The sequence below is a fragment of the Luteibacter sp. Sphag1AF genome, from assembly GCF_014192715.1.
Classification (GTDB): domain Bacteria; phylum Pseudomonadota; class Gammaproteobacteria; order Xanthomonadales; family Rhodanobacteraceae; genus Luteibacter.
On the sequence record NZ_JACHYH010000001.1, the window covers coordinates 622,394 to 641,123 of the forward strand.

The 18,730-nt window shown below is 62.8% G+C and carries 16 protein-coding genes and 1 pseudogene; 14 read left to right on the forward strand and 3 right to left on the reverse strand.

The window, feature by feature from the left end:
• The first annotated feature begins 155 nt into the window (after positions 1-155).
• The 9 genes from FHW69_RS02870 to FHW69_RS02910 all read left to right on the forward strand — a co-directional run bounded on the left by FHW69_RS02870 (position 156) and on the right by FHW69_RS02910 (position 11,692).
• On the forward strand, positions 156-1,184 hold the full coding sequence (locus tag FHW69_RS02870; protein WP_183421500.1) for a substrate-binding domain-containing protein: 1,029 nt from the start codon (positions 156-158) through the stop codon (positions 1,182-1,184).
• Between the two features lie 20 nt (positions 1,185-1,204).
• On the forward strand, positions 1,205-2,365 hold the full coding sequence (locus tag FHW69_RS02875; RefSeq protein ID WP_183421501.1) for an ABC transporter permease: 1,161 nt from the start codon (positions 1,205-1,207) through the stop codon (positions 2,363-2,365).
• A 9-nt stretch (positions 2,366-2,374) separates the two neighbouring features.
• Entirely contained in the window at positions 2,375-3,163 is a 789-nt protein-coding gene (locus FHW69_RS02880) for an ATP-binding cassette domain-containing protein (RefSeq protein ID WP_183421502.1), read from the forward strand.
• A gap of 26 nt (positions 3,164-3,189) precedes the next feature.
• The gene (gene iolC, locus FHW69_RS02885; RefSeq protein WP_183421503.1) at positions 3,190-5,160 is read left to right on the forward strand and encodes a 5-dehydro-2-deoxygluconokinase; all 1,971 of its coding nucleotides are present in this window, start codon (positions 3,190-3,192) and stop codon (positions 5,158-5,160) included.
• Positions 5,157-7,037 carry a 3D-(3,5/4)-trihydroxycyclohexane-1,2-dione acylhydrolase (decyclizing) gene (iolD, locus tag FHW69_RS02890; RefSeq protein WP_183421504.1) on the forward strand — a complete coding sequence of 627 codons (1,881 nt, stop codon included), beginning with the start codon at positions 5,157-5,159 and terminating at the stop codon, positions 7,035-7,037. Before iolC ends, iolD begins: the two co-directional genes overlap by 4 nt.
• On the forward strand, positions 7,034-7,939 hold the full coding sequence (gene iolE / locus FHW69_RS02895; protein WP_183421505.1) for a myo-inosose-2 dehydratase: 906 nt from the start codon (positions 7,034-7,036) through the stop codon (positions 7,937-7,939). The genes iolD and iolE overlap by 4 nt, the downstream gene beginning before the upstream one ends.
• Positions 7,936-8,736 (forward strand): 5-deoxy-glucuronate isomerase, encoded by an 801-nt coding sequence (gene iolB / locus FHW69_RS02900; protein WP_183421506.1) that lies wholly within the window; start codon positions 7,936-7,938, stop codon positions 8,734-8,736. Before iolE ends, iolB begins: the two co-directional genes overlap by 4 nt.
• A 6-nt stretch (positions 8,737-8,742) precedes the next feature.
• Positions 8,743-10,272, forward strand: a complete 1,530-nt coding sequence (locus FHW69_RS02905) for a CoA-acylating methylmalonate-semialdehyde dehydrogenase (protein ID WP_255494490.1) — start codon at positions 8,743-8,745, stop codon at positions 10,270-10,272.
• A 106-nt stretch (positions 10,273-10,378) separates the two neighbouring features.
• Positions 10,379-11,692, forward strand: coding sequence for a carbohydrate porin (locus FHW69_RS02910; RefSeq protein WP_183421507.1), 1,314 nt, complete (start codon positions 10,379-10,381; stop codon positions 11,690-11,692).
• Between the two features lie 59 nt (positions 11,693-11,751).
• Here FHW69_RS02910 and FHW69_RS02915 read toward each other — a convergent pair whose 3' ends face one another.
• Positions 11,752-11,943, reverse strand: coding sequence for a CPXCG motif-containing cysteine-rich protein (locus FHW69_RS02915; protein WP_183421508.1), 192 nt, complete (start codon positions 11,941-11,943; stop codon positions 11,752-11,754).
• Positions 11,944-12,016: 73 nt separating this feature from the next.
• Between FHW69_RS02915 and FHW69_RS02920 the strand changes: the two genes are divergently transcribed.
• From FHW69_RS02920 to FHW69_RS02940, 5 genes and pseudogenes are all read left to right on the forward strand, one after another.
• Entirely contained in the window at positions 12,017-12,733 is a 717-nt protein-coding gene (locus FHW69_RS02920) for an HAD family hydrolase (protein ID WP_183421509.1), read from the forward strand.
• Between the two features lie 64 nt (positions 12,734-12,797).
• Complete coding sequence (locus FHW69_RS02925) at positions 12,798-13,736, forward strand: YihY/virulence factor BrkB family protein (protein WP_183421510.1); 939 nt, start codon at positions 12,798-12,800, stop codon at positions 13,734-13,736.
• Positions 13,733-14,074 carry a glycine zipper 2TM domain-containing protein gene (locus FHW69_RS02930; RefSeq protein WP_183421511.1) on the forward strand — a complete coding sequence of 114 codons (342 nt, stop codon included), beginning with the start codon at positions 13,733-13,735 and terminating at the stop codon, positions 14,072-14,074. Before FHW69_RS02925 ends, FHW69_RS02930 begins: the two co-directional genes overlap by 4 nt.
• 89 nt (positions 14,075-14,163) lie before the next feature.
• Positions 14,164-14,748: a peptide-methionine (R)-S-oxide reductase MsrB gene (msrB, locus tag FHW69_RS02935; protein ID WP_183421512.1), complete on the forward strand. Its 585-nt coding sequence runs from the start codon at positions 14,164-14,166 to the stop codon at positions 14,746-14,748.
• 27 nt (positions 14,749-14,775) lie between these two features.
• A pseudogene (locus FHW69_RS02940) lies at positions 14,776-15,984 on the forward strand (DUF2252 family protein); the annotation flags it as partial.
• Between the two features lie 23 nt (positions 15,985-16,007).
• Here the strand turns inward: FHW69_RS02940 and FHW69_RS02945 are convergent.
• Complete coding sequence (locus FHW69_RS02945; RefSeq protein WP_183421514.1) at positions 16,008-16,325, reverse strand: hypothetical protein; 318 nt, start codon at positions 16,323-16,325, stop codon at positions 16,008-16,010.
• 13 nt (positions 16,326-16,338) lie between these two features.
• Entirely contained in the window at positions 16,339-18,678 is a 2,340-nt protein-coding gene (locus FHW69_RS02950) for a S9 family peptidase (RefSeq protein WP_183421515.1), read from the reverse strand.
• Positions 18,679-18,730: the final 52 nt, after the last annotated feature.

Below are 18,730 nucleotides of genomic sequence, written 5' to 3' on the forward strand. Positions count from 1 at the left end.
ATTTCTTTTTATTGTGCAATGCAAGTTGCAAGCGTGGAACACACGTGCCTATGCTCACTTCGCTCTCACCAGCAAGCGGTCGAAAGAACTTGTGACCGCGTCGCGATGACACTCACCCGACGGGCTGCCACGGCTTCGTCACATGTGGAGGCACTATGCGATTCAATACGTTCTACGCGCTCACGGCAGCCGTTCTGGTCGGCCTCGCGGCCCCCGCCATCCACGCCGCCCCCGGCGACCGCTACGTTCTGGTCACCCACGCCGCCGATTCCGATTCCTGGTGGAACACCATCAAGAACTCGATCAAGCAGGCCAGCGAAGACTTCGGCGTGCAGGTCGACTACCGCAATCCGCCCAATGGCGACCTGTCCGACATGGCACGCCTGCTCGAACAGGCAGCCGCACGCAACTACAGCGGCGTAGCTTTCGATATCGCCGATTACAACGTCCTGCAAAACGCCGCCGCCAAGGTCAGCGCCAAGGGCATTCCCATCGTCACCATCAACTCGGGCACCGAGGAGGAAAGCAAGAAACTCAAGGCCATCATGCACATTGGCCAGCCCGAGTACGACGCTGGCAAGGCGGCCGGGGAGAAGGCGAAAGCCGCCGGCATCAAGTCGTTCGTGTGCGTGAATCACTACGCCACCAACCAGGCCTCATTCCAGCGCTGCCAGGGCTTTGCAGATGCCATCGGAGCCGACATGCGCAAGTCGATGATCGACAGCGGCATGGACCCGACCGTCGTTGCCAGCAAGGTCAACGCGTACCTTCGCAACAACCCCAAGACCCAGGCCGTACTCGCACTGGGACCGAACGCCGCCGAACCCACCATCCAGGTGCTGGAGAAGATGGGCCTCAACGGCAAGATCTACTTCGCCACCTTCGATCTGTCGCCCGCGATCATCAATGGCATCAAGCGCGGCACCGTGACCTTCGCCATCGACCAGCAGCCTTATTTGCAGGGTTACATGGGTATCGCTGCGCTCGTGATTGCGCACGATCAGAAGACCAGTGACCCGGCGAAGATCCTCGCCGTACTCAAGGCCAATCCGAAGTTCCAGGCGCGCCTGAAGGAATACGACCTCAAGCCCGTCTACACCGCCACGGGCGTGAGCTCCGGCCCCGCCTTCGTCACCAAAGACAACGTCGCCACCGTCGAGAAGTACGCAGGCCAGTACCGCTGACCTGACGGAGAACCCATGCCATGAGCGTCATCAACGAGAACATTACCGCCATGATCGACAGGAGCCGCGCTGCCGCGCCGCCAAAACCCTCCAGCAGTGACGAACGCGTTCGTCGCCTCTCTCTTTGGAAGATCCTGCTCGACCGTCCGGATCTCGGGTCCATCGCGGGCACCATCCTGGTGTTCGCGTTGTTCGGCATCTTCGCCGGTGACTCGGGCATGTTCGCGCTCGATGGCATCATCAACTGGTCACAGGTGGCCGCCTATCTGGGCATCATCGCCGTGGGCGCATGCCTGCTTATGATCGCCGGCGAATTCGATCTGTCGATGGGTTCGATGATCGGCTTCGCCGGCGTCATGGTGGCGGTGCCACCCATGTATCTGGGCTGGCCCGTATGGGCTGCGGTGCTCTTTGCCTTCGGCGGCTCCATGGCGCTGGGCGCATTGAACGGCTATCTGGTCGTTCGCACGAAACTGCCTTCATTCATCGTCACTCTCGCTTTCATGTTCATCCTGCGTGGCCTCACGCTGGTGCTCTCCACCCACTTCGCCAACAGCACCATCGTCAGCGGTGTGGGCGACAAGATCGGTAGCGATCCGGTCATCGCCACGCTGTTCCAGGGCACGACAGGACACTGGCTCTTCAGCGGCCTGGCCGGCATGGGCCTCATCGACAAGCTGCCCAATGGTGAGCCCGTCGTGGGCGGACTTCCCAAGGTGCTGGTCTGGTGGGCCGTACTCGCCATCGCTGCCGGATTCGTGCTTGCCCGCACCCGCTTCGGCAACTGGATCTTCCTCGTGGGCGGCGATTCCAACGCTGCCAAGAACGTGGGCGTACCGGTACGCCGCGTGAAAATCTCCCTTTTCGTCCTCACCGCGTTCTGTGCCTGCCTGTTCGGCGTGCTTCAGGTCTCCGACGTCGGTTCTGCGGCGGCGGATCGCGGATTGCAGAAAGAATTCGAAGCCATCATCGCCGTGGTCATCGGCGGCACGCTGCTCACCGGCGGCTTTGGTTCGGTGATCGGCGCGTGCTTTGGCGCCGTGATTTTCGGTGTGGTGCAGATTGGCATCTCCTACACCAACATTGATTCGGACTGGTACCGCGTCTTCCTGGGCGGCATGTTGCTGCTGGCGGTGCTGTTCAACCACTACATCCGAAGCCGCGCAACGGCAAGCAAGTAGGAGCGCGCCATGTCCAGCGAATACATTCTCGAACTCGACAACGTCAGCCGCTATTTCGGCAGCGTCATTGCCCTCAAGGACGTGACCTTGCGCTTGCGCCACGGCGAGGTGCACTGCCTGCTCGGCGACAACGGTGCCGGCAAGTCCACGCTCATCAAGACCCTTGCCGGCGTGCATCCACCGAGCAGCGGCACGTATCGCGTGGAGGGCGAAGCGGTGAAGTTCTCATCACCGCGCGAAGCGCTGGATCGCGGCATTGCCACCGTCTATCAGGACCTGGCACTTGTGCCGCTGATGAGCGTGGCGCGCAACTTCTTCGCCGGCCGCGAGCCTCGCAAGAAGCTGTTCGGCGTGATCCCCGTCATCGACATTCCGTACGCCAACGAAGTGGCCCGCGAGAAGCTGGCCGAGATGGGCATCAACGTGCGCGATGCAGGACAGGCGGTCGGCACCATGTCCGGCGGCGAGCGCCAGTGCCTTGCCATCGCACGCGCCATTCACTTCGGCGCCAAGGTCCTGATTCTGGACGAGCCTACCGCTGCGCTTGGCGTGAAGCAGTCGTGCAACGTGCTCAAGCTGATCCACAAGGCGCGCGCCCGCGGCATCTCGGTGATCTTCATCACGCACAACGTGCATCACGCCTACCCGATTGCCGACAGCTTCACTGTGCTCAACCGAGGCCAGTCGATGGGAACGTTCGCCAAGAGCGATATCACCAAGGAAGCCGTGCTCGACATGATGGCCGGCGGCACAGAGATCCAGAACCTCGTCGATGAACTCGAAGGCCGCGCTGCCTGAAGCGCGCCTTCCCAGGAACAGACATCATGCCCAATCCCCCACCGCGATCCTCCACCCGCCCTATTGACGTGGTGTGCCTCGGCCGCCTCGCCGTTGACCTGTACGCCCAGCAGATCGGTGCACGCCTTGAGGATGTCACCAGTTTTGCGAAGTACCTCGGCGGGTCGTCGGCCAACATCGCGTTTGGCTCGGCGCGTCTTGGTCTGGCGTCCGCCATGCTCTCGCGCGTCGGTGACGACCACATGGGCCGATTCCTCACCGAAACGCTGAGCGCCGAAGGCTGCGACGTCAGTCAGGTACGCGTCGATCCGGAACGCCTGACCGCCCTGGCCATGCTGGGCATCAAGGACACCGAGACCTTCCCGTTGCTGTTCTACCGCGAAAACTGTGCCGACATGGCGCTGAGCGTGGACGACATCGACCCGGACTTCATCGCCCGCAGCCGCGCACTCGTCATCACCGGCACGCACTTCTCCACGCCGGGCGTACATGCTGCCAGCACGCGCGCCGCCGAGGCAGCCCGTCAGCATGACGTGCGCACCGTGCTCGATATCGACTACCGCCCGGTTCTGTGGGGCCTGACCGGTCGTGGCAATGGTGAAACACGCTTCGTGGCCGCCGATCATGTGACCCGTCATTTGCAGGGCATCCTTCCGTTGTTCGACGTGATCGTCGGCACCGAAGAAGAATTTCATATCGCTGGCGGCAGCAGTGACCTGCTGGCTGCCTTGCGCGCCGTGCGCGGCGTCAGCAACGCGATGCTGGTGGTGAAACGTGGCCCACTGGGATGCAGCGTCATCGAAGGTCCCGTGCCCACGTCTTTGGACGATGCGCCCACGTGGCGTGGCGCACGCGTGGAAGTGCTGAACGTGCTGGGTGCCGGCGATGCATTTCTCTCCGGCTTCCTCTCCGGCTGGTTGCGCGACGAGTCACTGGAACGCTGCTGCCAGCGCGCCAACGCATGCGGCGCCCTGGTAGTGTCGCGGCACGGGTGCGCACCCGCCATGCCCGGAACGGTCGAGCTGGAGGCTTTCCTGCGCAGCAACGGCCAGATCACCCGTCCCGACCGCGACAACGAACTGAACCACCTGCATCGCGTCAGCGTGCCGCGCCGGCACTGGGACGATCTGCATGTGTTCGCCTTCGACCATCGCACTCCGTTTTTTGAACTGGCGCGCGCCTGCGGTGCCGACGAGTCGCGCATTCCGCGCCTGAAATCGCTGCTGGTGGACGCGGTAGCCTCCACCGAGCGCCACAACAAACTGCATGGCCACATTGGCCTGCTATGCGATGACCGCTATGGTCAGAACGCCCTGAACGCCGCTACCGGGCGTGGCTGGTGGATTGGCCGTCCGGTCGAAGTGCCCGGCTCGGACCCGCTGGAGTTCGAGCGCGGACGTTCCATCGGCTCCCAGCTGATCGCGTGGCCCGCCGAGCATGTCGTGAAGTGTCTGGTTGCCTACGATCCGGATGCCAGCCCGGCTCACCGCATCGAGCAGGAAACCCAGTTGCTCTCGCTGTATGACGCCACCCGTATCAGTGGCCACGAACTGCTTCTGGAAGTCATTCCGCCCGGGCCGCACGAGCCCGGCGAGCGCGACAGCAAGGTGCTGCGCTCGATGAAACGTCTGTACAACCTGGGCATACGCCCGGAATGGTGGAAACTCTGCCCACCCGGCGAAGACGCGTGGGAAGCGGTGGATGCCCTGATTGAAGAACGCGATCCACACTGCCGGGGCGTCCTGCTGTTGGGCCTGAACGCGCCCGTCGAAGCACTCGCCGCCGGCTTTGCGGCCGCCGCAGCAAGCCGCACCTGCCGCGGCTTCGCCGTGGGCCGCACGCTGTTTGTCGCTCCAGCCAGCGCATGGCTTCGCGGTGATATTGACGACGCCATGCTGACCGACCAGGCCCGCGAAGCCTTCGAGCGCATGATTTCCCTGTGGCGTCACGCGCGTCGCACGCGTCCGGCGAACCTCCGGGAGGGATACGCTGCATGAGTGCAACGGTACGACTGACCTGCGCACAGGCGCTCGTGCGTTATCTCGCCGCGCTGCACACGCAGGACGACGACACGGGAGAGCGCGTCCCGTTGTTTGGCGGCGTTTTCGCCATCTTCGGGCACGGCAACGTGGCCGGTATTGGCGAAGCGCTGCACGCCCATCGCGACAGCATCCCCACCTATCGCGCGCACAACGAACAGGCGATGGCCCACGCCGCCATCGCGTACGCGAAAGCCCATGCGCGGCGTCGCATGATGGCCGTGACCAGTTCCATCGGCCCCGGCGCCACCAACATGGTGACCGCTGCCGCGCTGGCGCACGTCAACCGCCTCCCGCTCCTCCTCCTCCCGGGCGACATCTTCGTATCACGCGCTCCCGACCCGGTGCTTCAGCAACTGGAAGATTTCCAGGACGGCACCGTCTCCGTCAACGACTGCTTCCGCCCCGTATCGCGCTACTTCGACCGCATCGTGTCACCGGCCCAGCTGCTGACCGCGCTGCCCCGTGCCATTCGCGTGCTGACCGATGCTGCCCTGTGTGGTCCGGTCACACTTGCTCTGCCGCAGGATGTGCAGACACAGGCATTCGACTATCCGGCATCGTTCTTCGAGCCACGCGACGTCCACTTCCGCGCGCCCTCCCCGGCGGCGGACGAACTGCGCGAAGCCGGCACCGCCCTGCGCGATGCGCAGCGCCCGGTCATCGTCGCTGGCGGTGGCGTGATCTACGGCCGTGCCACCGATGCACTGCGCGACTTCGCGCAGAACCACGCCATTCCTGTATGCGAGACGCAAGCCGGCAAGGGCGCTCTTCCCTGGTCGCATCCGTTGCAACTGGGCCCGGCTGGCGTCTGCGGTGCCACGGGCGCGAATGCGTTGCTTGCCGAGGCCGACCTGATTATTGCCGTCGGTACGCGACTCCAGGATTTCACTACCGGCTCGCGCTCGCTGTTCGCGCACGTGCCGATCCTCAGCATCAACGTCAACGGTTACGACGCGCTCAAAGGCAACGGCAGCCAGATCGTCGCTGACGCAGCGCAGGCTCTTCCTGCGCTTTCACACGCCGTGGGCAGATACAAAGCATCCCCGGCCTGGATCGACCGCGCGCACGACGCAGCAAATCAGTGGCGACACAGCGTGGATACGATTACCGGCGCACGAACGCCACCTCCGGGCCATCTTGCCTACGACGGCGAAGTGATCGGCGCTGTGCAGCGGTCATCCGCCACCTCCGCACGCGACGACATCGTGGTGTGCGCCGCAGGCACGCTTCCCGCCGAACTGGAAAAACTGTGGCGCACCGAAACGCCGGGCGGCTACCACATGGAATATGGCTTTTCGTGCATGGGCTACGAAATCGCAGGCGGGCTCGGGGTGAAGATGGCCCGCCCCGAACGCGACGTCATCGTGATGGTGGGCGACGGCAGCTACCTCATGATGAATTCCGAAATCGCCACCTCGGTGATGCTGGGCGCCAAGCTCATCATCGTGGTGCTGGACAACCGCGGCTACGGTTGCATCAACCGCCTGCAACAGTCATGTGGCGGCGCGCCGTTCAACAACATGCTGGACGATTGCCTGCAAGGCGAACACGGCGCGCCGCATATCGACTTCGCCGCGCATGCCCGCGCACTGGGCGCCATCGCCGAGCACGTTGCCGATATCACCAGCCTGGAAGCCGCCATGGTCCGCGCCCGTGCGGCGGACAGAACCTATCTTATCGCCATCAACACCGACGCCACACGAACTACCGAAGAAGGCGGCACGTGGTGGGAAGTGGCCGTACCCGAGGTATCAGCGCGAAGCAACGTGCGCGACGCGCGCGCCGCGTACGAATCCGCATTGAAAGGCCGCCAGGGCCAGGTGAAAGCATGAGCGACACGACGATCCGCATCGGCATCAATCCCATCTCATGGAGCAACGATGACCTTCCGTCGCTGGGCGGGGAAATCCCGCTGTCCACGGCGCTCACCGAAGGCAAGGCCATTGGTTACGAAGGGTTCGAGCTTGGCAACAAATTCCCGAAGGATGCCACCGCGCTCCGCGACCTGATGGCCGGTTACGACCTTTCCGTCGTCTCCGGCTGGTATTCCGGCCGGCTGGCCGCACGCAGTGTGGCCGAGGAAATCGAAGCCGTGGATCGTCATCTGCACCTGCTGGCCCAGAACGGTTGCAAGGTGATGGTATACGGCGAAGTGGCCGATGCCATTCAGGGCGAACCCGTGCCGCTGTACAAGCGTCCGCGCATGCGCAGCCCGGAAGACTGGAAGCGCTACGGCGACCGCGTCACAGAGTTTGCGCGTCACACGCTGAAGCATGGTGTGCGTCTGGCCTACCACCATCACATGGGGGCGTATGTGGAGTCGCCCGACGACATCGACCAGCTCATGGCACGCACCGGCGATGAAGCGGGCCTGCTGTTCGACACCGGGCACACATACTTCGGGGGAGGCGATCCTCTCACCGTACTGAACAAGCACATCAACCGTATCTGCCACGTACATTGCAAGGACGTTCGCCCCGAACTGATCCGCCTTGCACGTAACCGGCAATGGACGTTCCTGGAATCCGTCCTCAACGGTGTCTTCACCGTGCCAGGCGACGGCATCATTCATTTCCACGCCATCGTCGAGCGGCTTAAGCAGCACGGATACCAGGGGTGGCTTGTGGTGGAGGCCGAACAGGACCCATCCGTCGCGCCGAGTTATGCCTATGCCCAACTGGGCTACAACACGTTGCGTTCGCTGCTGGACGAGCGTGTCGGAGAAGCCGCATGAGTCTGCTTGTGAAAGCCCATCCGGCCCAGGCGGATATCGTGACCGTCACGCCGGAGTCCGCGCACTGGACTCATGTCGGGTTCGCCGCCAGCGCACTGAAGGCGGCCCAGTCGGTTGACATAGCCTTGCCAGCCGACCGCGAGGGCTGCCTTGTGATCCTCAAGGGCACGGTGGATGTATCGGTCGGCTCCATGACCTGGTCAGCGTTGGGAACGCGCCAGAGTGTGTTTGATGACGTAGCGCCCGATGCCGTGTACGCGCCTCCGGGAAGCGTCTTTCACCTCAAGGCCCACGACCATGCCGAACTCGCGCTGGCCAGCGCGCCTGCGACGGGCCGTTATCCGGCACGCCTGATCGAGGGCACCCGCATGAAGCGCTCGGTGCGTGGCCAGGGCAGCAACACGCGCTACGTCTGCGACATTCTCCCTGAAACCGAACTTGCCGAATCCCTGCTCGTCGTGGAGGTCGTGACCCCCGCCGGGCATTCGTCCAGCTATCCGCCGCACAAGCACGACACCGACGCGCTGCCTGAAGAGAGCGTGCTGGAAGAAACCTACTACCACCGCATTGATCCGCCGCAGGGCTTCGCCTTCCAGCGCGTCTACACCGACGAGCGTGACATCGACGAGTCGATGGCCGTTGGCGATCACGACGTGGTGATGGTGCCGCGCGGCTATCACCCCGTGGTCATGCCGCACGGTTATCGGGGCTACTACCTGAATGTCATGGCGGGGCCGCGACGTGAGTGGCACTTCCGCAACGACCCTGCCCACGAATGGATGCTTCAACGAGGTTAATCGCACATGTCTGCCCAGATGTCCGTAGAAAACGACACCACCGAACGCACCGCCCATTTCATCGCAGGCAAGACATACGCAGGTGATGGCACGCGCACGGCGCCCGTGTACGATCCCGCGCACGGCCACATCACCTCCCACGTGGCGCTCGCTTCCCCTTCCGACGTTGACGTTGCCGTTCAGGCCGCCAACGAGGCATTCGCTGCCTGGTCGCAGACGCCACCACTCAAGCGTGCGCGCGTGATGTTCCGCTTCAAGGAGCTGATCGAGCGCGACATGGACCGCCTGGCGCGCATCATCGTGCACGAACACGGCAAAGTTCTGTCCGATGCGGTGGGTGAAATCGTGCGCGGGCTGGAGGTTGTGGAATACGCCTGCGGCATACCGGAACTTCTGAAAGGCGAATATACCGAGCAGATCGCCAACGGCATCGACGCCTGGACCATGCGCCAGCCGCTGGGCGTGTGCGTCGGCATCACGCCGTTCAACTTTCCCGCGATGGTGCCCATGTGGATGTTCCCCATGGCCATCGCCTGCGGCAACACCTTTGTGCTCAAGCCGTCCGAACGTGATCCGTCGTTCTCGCTGGAGCTTGCGAGACTTCTCAAGGAATCCGGCCTGCCGGATGGCATTTTTAACGTTGTTCAGGGAGACAAGGTCGCCGTCGACGCACTGCTGGATCATCCCCTGGTGCGCGCCGTGAGCTTTGTCGGATCAACGCCCATTGCCGAATACATCTATTCGCGTGCCAGCGCACAGGGCAAACGTGTACAAGCATTGGGAGGGGCAAAGAATCATATGATCGTCATGCCCGATGCTGACCTCGAAAAAACAGCTGATGCCCTGATGGGCGCGGGCTATGGCGCCGCGGGTGAACGCTGCATGGCCATTTCGGTGGCCGTTGCCGTAGGTGACGCCACCGCCGACGCGCTTGTGCAAAAACTTGCGCCCCGCGTGCGTGCGCTTCGCATTGGCAGCGGCCTTGGTGACGATATCGACATGGGTCCGGTAGTCACCGGACAGCACAAAGACCGCATTACCGGCTACATCGACGACGGTGAAAAGAGCGGCGCCACTCTGATTGTGGACGGCCGTGGATACCAGGTTCCCGGCTGTGAACAGGGATTTTTTGTGGGCGGAACGTTGTTCGACCACGTCACACCCGACATGCGTATCTATCGTGAAGAAATCTTCGGACCCGTGCTTTGTGTGGTTCGTGTGCGCGACTTCGCAACGGCGCTGAAACTTGTGGACGAACATGAATATGGCAACGGTACGTCGATCTTCACGCGGGATGGACAGGTCGCGCGCGAATTTGCGCATCGTGTTCAGGCCGGAATGATCGGCATAAACGTGCCAATTCCTGTACCGATGGCGTTTCACAGTTTCGGTGGATGGAAGAAAAGCCTCATGGGTGACCACCACGCCCATGGCCCGGAATCCGTACGTTTTTACACAAGACAAAAGGCCGTTACACAGCGTTGGCTGAACCACGACCAAAGCACCGGAGCGGAGTTCGCCATGCCAACACACTAAAATGACATCGCTGTACGCACGGGGGGATCGCACCGCGCAGGGATTGCTACAGAGTTGATAGACCAAAACCACCACGTACATTGCGTCACTTCAGGGAGACCGATTCATGATCACCAACACGTTAAGGCGGCCTCTGACCGCAGCGCTCATTCTGGGCCTGAGCTTCGGCGTCATCGCTCAGGCAAGCGCGCAGGATGCGTCTGACAAGTATCTGTTCGGCGACTGGAACGGGACACGCTCCAAGCTGGCCGATGAAGGCATCACGTTCGACTTCGGCTACGGCAGCGAAGTGGCGCACAACTTCACCGGCGGCACCAGCCATCTCACGCGTTACACCGATCAGTGGAAACTCGGCAGCGCGCTTGATCTTGGCAAGCTCTGGGGATGGGACGGTGCCACGTTCCGCATCATGGTTACCGACCGTAACGGTCGCAACCTGGGTGCTGACGCACACATCGGCAACAACCAGCTGATCCAGGAAGTCTACGGTCGCGGACAAACCTGGCATCTCACCGAGTTCTCGCTGGAACAGAAATTCTTTGACGGCCGGCTTGACTGGAAGTTTGGCCGCCTGCCTGTTGGCAGCGACTTTGCCGCGTTCTCGTGCGACTTCCAGAACCTGACGTTCTGCGGCGCGCAGCCCGGTAACATCGTGGGCGACTACTGGGTCAACTGGCCGACCAGCCAGTGGGCTACCGTCATCAAGTTCAACACCACCGATCAGACGTATATCCAGATCGGTGCGTATCAGGTCAATCCGAAATACGTGGATGACTCCTACGCACGCCACAACGGCTTGAAGCTCAACAATCCTGGCGGCACCACCGGCGCACTCATTCCGCTGGAGTTCGGCTACACGCCGTCGATCAACGGATTGCCCGGCAGCTACAAGATCGGCGGCTGGTACAACAATTCCAAGGGCAACGACCTCTACCTCGACGTCAATCGCGAACCCATCGCGTTGACCGGTGGCCAGCCGCTCCAGCGTGATTCACGCTATGGCGGTTACATCAACTTCGAGCAGCAGGTTTCCGGTGTGGCCGGCGGCAAGGGAACCACCGTGTTCCTCAATGTGTCGCAGGCAGATCGTGATACCTCGGCCACGGATGGGCAGATCGCTCTGGGCATGGAGTACAAGGGCATCTTTGATCGTCCGAACGACTTCGTGGGTGCGGCCGTGGGTGCCACGCATGCGAATGGTCGTTACGGCGACTACCAGCGCCTGTTCAACGAACTCAACCCCACGCAGGCGACCGTCGTGAATGACGGCTACGAGTATGTGGCGGAAGTGTTCTACAACTGGTCGCCGATTGCCTCGATCAACCTGCGCCCCAACCTGCAATACATCCTGCATCCGGGTGGCACCAGCCAGAACAGCAATGCGTTTGTGCTTGGCCTGAAAACAAGCATCGCGTTCTGATTTCAATCGCGGGCAAGCTCGCTCCCACATAATGTGGGGTCGAGCTTGCTGGCGACGGATCACCCGCCCTCGTTCTCGGCAGACACCGAAACGCTCACGCCCTCCTCCTCGTCTACCGTAACCCGCACATTCATCGGCCGGCAGCACACCTGGCAGTCCTCGACATACGACTGCCCACCCGCCGAGGTGTCCACTGCAATCTCGATGGACTCGCCACAATACGGGCAATGGATATCGACAAAATCCAGCATGGTGCTCGCTCCCGCTAAAGACGAAACGGTTATGCTACGCGGCTTTCCCGTCTCATATAGCGGAGCATGCGCCATGATCGAGCTGGTTGGTTTCGACGGCGACGACACTCTCTGGCACAGCCAGGATTACTACGACCGCGCCCAGGCCGAATTTGAAGCCATCCTCGGGCAATACGTCGACCTGGCCAACGCGAACCTGCACGACGCCCTGCTGGCCACCGAACGCGGCAACATCGCCCTGTTCGGCTATGGCGCAAAAGGCATGACGCTGTCGATGATCGAGTCGGCCATTCAGGTCACCGAGGGCCGGATCAGCGCGCAAGACATCCATCGCATAGTGAAAATCGGCAAAGATGTACTCAGCCATCCCGTGGAACTGCTGCCGGGCATCCGCCAGGCCGTGGAAGAAGTGGCGCGCGATTTCCGCATCGTGCTCATCACCAAGGGTGACCTCTTCCACCAGGAGCACAAGGTCGCGCGCTGCGGCCTTGCCGATGTGTTCCATCGCATCGAGATCGTTTCGGAGAAAGATCCGGCCGCCTACGCACGCCTCTTCCGCGAATTCGACGTGCAGCCGTCCAACTTCGCCATGGTGGGCAACTCGCTGCGCTCGGACATCGCGCCCGTGGTCGCGCTGGGTGGATGGGGCGTCTTCATGCCTTATCACAGCACCTGGGCGCACGAGACCGAAACCGATTTCGCGGTGAACGAGCGCGTGATCGAAGTGACCGGCGCCGAAGGCATCCCGGCCGCCATCGCCACCATGCACGCGACCTCAACGATTGACTGACGCCGCATGACGACGTGATCTTCGCACTGGCCGCGCGACCCTGCGACCAGTGAAGGAGACCCGCATGCATCGACACTTCCGCATGAGCTGGCGTGTGGTGAAAACAACCGCCAGTGGATTCAGTGACGACGAACTGATGACCCGCGCCGCCGCGCTGGCCTTCTATTCCGCCCTGTCGTTCGCGCCATTGCTGGTGCTGTTGCTATGGGTCGTCGCGTCGCTGCGCCCTGAATGGCAGTCGCAACTGGTGGACAGCCTGAACGGGCTGGTAGGCCAGCGTGCTGCCAGTGCCGTCCAGTTGGTCATCGACAACGCCAGGGAACGGCCCGGGGTCGGCAGCATGGCCGGCATCATCGGCCTGGGCGTGACCGTGGTAGGCGCCTCGGCCGTGTTCGCTCAGTTGCAGGGCGCTCTGAATCGCGTCTGGAACCTCCAGCCGAGGCCGGGACAGGCCGTGCTGGGGTGGCTACGCGCACGCATGCATGCCCTGGGCCTGTTGCTCTCGCTGGCTTTCCTGCTGGTCATCTCGTTTTCTGCCAGCGCCATGATTGCCGTGTTCGTGCGAGGCGGCACCGCTGCATGGCAGGCCATCGAGGCGGTGATCTCGCTGGGTGTTTTCGTGGTGATCTTTGCCGCCATTTTCAAAGTGCTGCCCGACGCGGTGATCCAGTGGCGCGACGCACTCATCGGCGCCGTACTGACGGCCGTGCTGTTCGTGATCGGCAAGTACGCCATCGGCGTTTATCTGGAGCACAGCAATGTGGGTGGTCCGTATGGGCCCGCCGGTGGCGTGGTGGTACTGCTGGTCTGGGTCTATTACTCCGCTCTTATCCTGCTTTTAGGCGCCGAACTCACCGAAGCGGTGGCCGAGGCCCGCGGCAGCCCCATTAAACCCCGGCCATACGCCATGTCGATGCGCACTCGTGCGTCAGCTGAGGTTGACCCGTCCGTCACGGACCCGCGGGTATCCCTATCCTCTGGCACTAAGGAGGAACGGCAATGAACAAACCACTCATCGCGTTTGCCGCGCTCGCCCTGGCAGGCAGCACGCTGGCTGTACCTGCGGCCAGCGCACAAAGCAGCCATCGTCGCCAGGTGTGCGAGAACGTCCAGGTTCGCCATAACGATTCCAAGGACAACCACCAGATTGCCGGCACCGCCATCGGCGCCGTGGCTGGCGGTGTGCTGGGCAATCAGGTGGGCGGCGGCAAGGGCAAGACGCTGGCCACCGTCGCGGGCGCCGTGGGCGGCGGTTACGCCGGCAATCGCATCCAGAAGAACAACCAGGACAAGAACAGCTACACAACGACAGAGCGCCGCTGTCACTACGTGGACGACTGAGCTGCCCACGTAATGAACCGCCGGGCGGGCCGGTCTTATGAGGAGGCGTCCTACCGGGCGCCTCCTTACGTCAGTTCCGCGAGGTCCCCATGAGCACCGCTGATCGCTCCCGCCGCCGCTTTCTTGGCACCCTGGCCGGTGCCGCTGCGCTTGCCGCTGCCTGGCGCCTGCCCCGCCCTATCTCGCCCGCCGTGGCAGCTGACGCCCCGTCGGCTCCCGGAAACGTCACACTGGACTGTTTTGCGGCCAACAAGAAGCCGCTGGGAACGTGCGTTGAGCCGAAGGTCGTGATGTCCGACGACGCATGGAAAAAGAAGCTCGGCACCAAATCCTGGGAAATCACCCGTCACGACGGCACCGAGCCGGCCTATACGGGCGACGGCTGGGATCGCCATGACAATGGCCTGTATCGCTGCATTTGCTGCGACACGGCCCTGTACGACTCCGCCACCAAGTTCGATTCAGGCACCGGCTGGCCCAGCTTCTGGCAGCCGCTGTCAAAGCGGAACGTGGTTGAACACGAGGACTCCTCGATGTTCATGGAGCGCACGGCCGTTTCCTGTGCGCGCTGTGATGCCCACCTGGGCCACGTGTTCGACGATGGTCCTCAGCCGACCGGCCTGCGCTACTGCATGAATGCGGGCGCCATGCGCTTTGTACCGGCGACTGCATAAGCATCACATTCGCGGGCCGACACTTCGCCCATGAGAGATCCCGTCCGTCCGCGCGACCGCGAAAGCGCACTGCTTGAACACAAGAACCTGAAGATGGCCGCCTCCGCGCACGCTTATGTGCGCGGAGCGACGGCGCGTTTCTACGAGTGGCTGGGTGAAAAAGGCGCCAGCGCCATTCCCGAAGGACCAGCCATCTGGATATGCGGCGACTGCCACACCGGCAACATGGGTCCCATCGCCGATGACAAGGGCCGTGTGCATGTGCAGATCCGCGACTTCGATCAGGCCGTTGTCGGTAATCCTTCGTACGACCTCATCCGGCTGGGCCTTTCCCTGGCCACCGCAGCGCGCGGTTCCGACCTGCCCGGCATCATCACGGCGCGCATGATCGAAGCGCTGATGGAAGGCTACGAAGCCGCCTTTCCGGAAGTGGAGGACGACGAACCGCAGGTGCCCGATACCGTGCGCACGGTGCTGAAGAAGGCGATCCGGCGCGACTGGAAAGCACTGGCCCGGGATCGAATCGAAAACATCGAACCCAGCATTCCCCTGGGCACGCGCTTCTGGCCACTGGCCAGTGGCGAGAAGAAGGCGCTGCGGCAACTCTTCAGCACGCCAGCACTCGGCGAACTGGCCACACAGATTCGCGGGCGCGGTGATGCCGGGAAGGTCAGCGTGGTCGACGCGGCTTACTGGCGCAAAGGATGCAGCTCACTCGGGCTGTTGCGCTATGCCGTGTTGCTGGACGTGGACGGCGGCACTGTGGAAGGCGAAGACCTTTGCCTGATTGATATCAAGGAAGCCGCCGCCGCTGTGACGCCTCGCGTGCCTGGCACCGGCACGCCGCGCGACAACGCGCTGCGTGTGGTGCAGGCGGCGCAGCATCTGTCACCCGCGCTGGGCAACCGCATGCGCCCGGGCGTCCTTCTGGACAAGCCGGTGTTTGTGCGGGAGCTGCTGCCCCAGGATTTGAAAGTTGATGTCGAGCACTTCGGTCGCAAGGAAGCAACGCGTACGGCGCGCTTCCTGGCAACGGTGGTGGGACGTGCGCATTCGCGCCAGATGGATGCGGCGACGCGTGCGGCGTGGCGCAAAGAGCTCAGTCGCAATCACACCCGCAACCTGGCTGCGCCGTCGTGGCTATGGAGCAGCGTCATTCGTCTGGTAGCCGAGCATGAACGGGCGTATCTGGAGCACTGTCGCAAGTACGTGCTGGAGCGTGACGGGGAGAAGTGAGCGCAACAGATGGCCCGGCGCGGCTAGCGCGACCGCACCGACCCTCTCACCGCCTCGAGCGCGGCCTCGTCAGACATCAGATAGAACCGCCAGTCGCGCGTGGCCGACAAACGCACGCCGCGCAGGAAGCGACCGTCCGGCACGCGGCAAACCAGCGTGACCGCACCCTCGTCGCCGGGAATGACGGAAAGAACCTTTACGTCATCGCCCGACCATTCCTCCTGGCCAACGCGAACCCTCTCGCCCGCCAGGGTGATACCGCGCAGGTTTGCCCTGTCGCGGTATCGGTAAACGAGCCAGCCGCCGACCAGACAAACCAGCAATAGTCCGATCGAAGGCATGTCTCGAAAAGACTCAACCGCCCGGCGGCGTCATCGGGGCCATCTGATATTCCCTCGGCGGCGTGCCACCCATCAGATTGCGAACGAAGTAGTCCCAGCGACGACGCGTCATGTACTGCGTGGCTTCACCGTAACCGTGGTGCGCATTGGGGATCAGGATCAGATCGAAGTCCTTGTTGGCCTTGATCAGCGCATCAACCACCAGCAGCGTTTCATACGGCGGCACGTTGTCGTCCATCGTGCCGTGCGCGAGCATCAGGTGACCCTTGAGGCCTGCTGCGTGCGCCTGATTGGCCTGGTCGTCATAGTTGGACGTGCCGTCCGGCTTCTTCACCAGCAGCCCCTGCCACTTCTCAGCCCAGTCGTCTTCGTAGTTGCGGTTGTCGTGATTACCGCTTTCCGCGATGCCAACCTTGAACAGGTCTGCGTAACGGAACATCGCCGTCACCGTGGCGTTGCCGCCACCGGAGTGACCCCAGATGCCGACCTTGTCCATGTCGATCCACGAATAGCGCTTGCCCAGTTCACGGATGCCTGCGACCTGATCGGGCAGCGTGTTGTCGCCGATGTTCTGGAAGTAGGCATCATGGAACGCCTTCGTGCGCCACGGCGTGCCCATGCCGTCGATGGCCACGACAATGAAGCCAAGCTCGGCCAGTGCCTGGTTGTCGCCATGCGCGGCAATGAAGCTGCGCGTGCGCACCGAGCCGGTCTGCGGGCCGGGATAGATGTAGTCGATGATCGGATACTTCTTCGACGGATCGAACGTCGTCGGTTTCCACATCAGGCCGTACAGGTCGGTCTTGCCGTCACGAGCCTTCACCGTGATCGGTGTCGGCGGTACCCAGCCCGTCGCCTTCAGGCGGGTGATGTCGGCACGGGCAATTTCCTTGACCACCGCACCGGTATCAGCGCGGCGAAGCACTGTGACCGGCGGGTTGGTGACGGTGGAATACGAGTCGACAAAATACGTGCCGTCTTTGGACAGCTGCACCGTGTGGTCTGCATCTTCCGGCGTCAGCAGGGTCAGGCCCTTGCCGTCAAAGCCCACCTTGTAGAAATGCTGGAAATACGGGTCGCGACCCTTTTCCTTGCCCACGCCACGGAACCAGATGGTCCTGGACTTCGGATCAACGCGCAGCACTTCGGTGACGTTGCCGTCGCCCTTGGTGATGGCGTGCTTGAGCTTGCCGGTCTTCAGGTCATACATGTACAGCTGACCCCAGTTGGAGCGCTCGCTGAACCAGATGACTTCGTCGGTTTCCGGCACGTACTGCCAGTTGACCTTGCCGTTGCCGCTTTCGAAATACGTCTTCACCTTCTCGCCAAAGACTTCGCGCACCGCGCCGGTTTCCGGGTTGGCCACGCGGAACCATTCTTCGCGGTGATCGCGGGAGGTCGAGACGAACGCGATGCTCTTGCCATCAGCGGCCCAGCGCACGTCGTCCCACTCGCCCGGGCTGCACGACACGTCGTCGCAGAGCGTGGAGCGGTGCTGGTCGGGCGGCATCTGGAAACGCACGGTCTTGCGCGACGGCACGTCGATAACGACGCGCTCGATCATGGTCACGTCCTTATCGCCCGGCAGCGGATACTTCCAGGTCTCAACGATGGGATGACCCACGTTGGTGTGCACGAGGGTCATTTCGCCCGTCTTGCGCTGGTCCTGCTGGAACGTGGCGATCTTCTTCGAGTCCGGCGACCAGACGAGGATGGCCTCGTCCGTGTGCTTCCAGCCCGCATTGTCTGTGGCGTAACCGTAATCGACCACGCCATCGGTCGTCAGCTGGGTTTCGGCGCCCGAGGCGATATCACGCACCCAGAGGTTCCAGTTGCGGATGAAGGCTTCCTGCTTGCCGTCCGGCGAGGCCAGACCCGGCTCTTTCGCGACCGGCTTGCCATCGGCGTCCTTGGCGACCGGCGCCTCGGCGCAGGTGGCGAAATCGGCCGCACAGACCAGCTCCTTGCGGCGCGCGGTCACATCGTAGCTGCCATCCGGGCGCGCACTGAACGCGGAGATCGGCAGCTTGTTCGCCTCAACCTTCTTGCCCAGCGCGGTGCTCAGCGCCGCAGCGACCTTGTCCTGGTCGAACGCAGGCGTCACCTGGCCGCTGGCAGCATCCACCAGCAGGAAGTGATCGCCGCTCTGATCGTGATCGCGATACCAGAAATGCGTGTCATCGACCCACGTAACCCGGCCCACGGCATGGTCAACCAGCGGGGCGGCCAGATTGCCGAGGAAGCTTTCGGCGTGCTTATAGTCCTGGGTGGTCAGGGTCTGCGCGCAGGCGCCGGCAGACGCCAGGCCCAGCAGCAGCGCACCTGCCAGCCGTGCGTTGAGAATCGTCGACATCGCTTGAAGTCCCCTTTTGGCCAAACCAACGAGGCTACTGGCTGGACGGGCC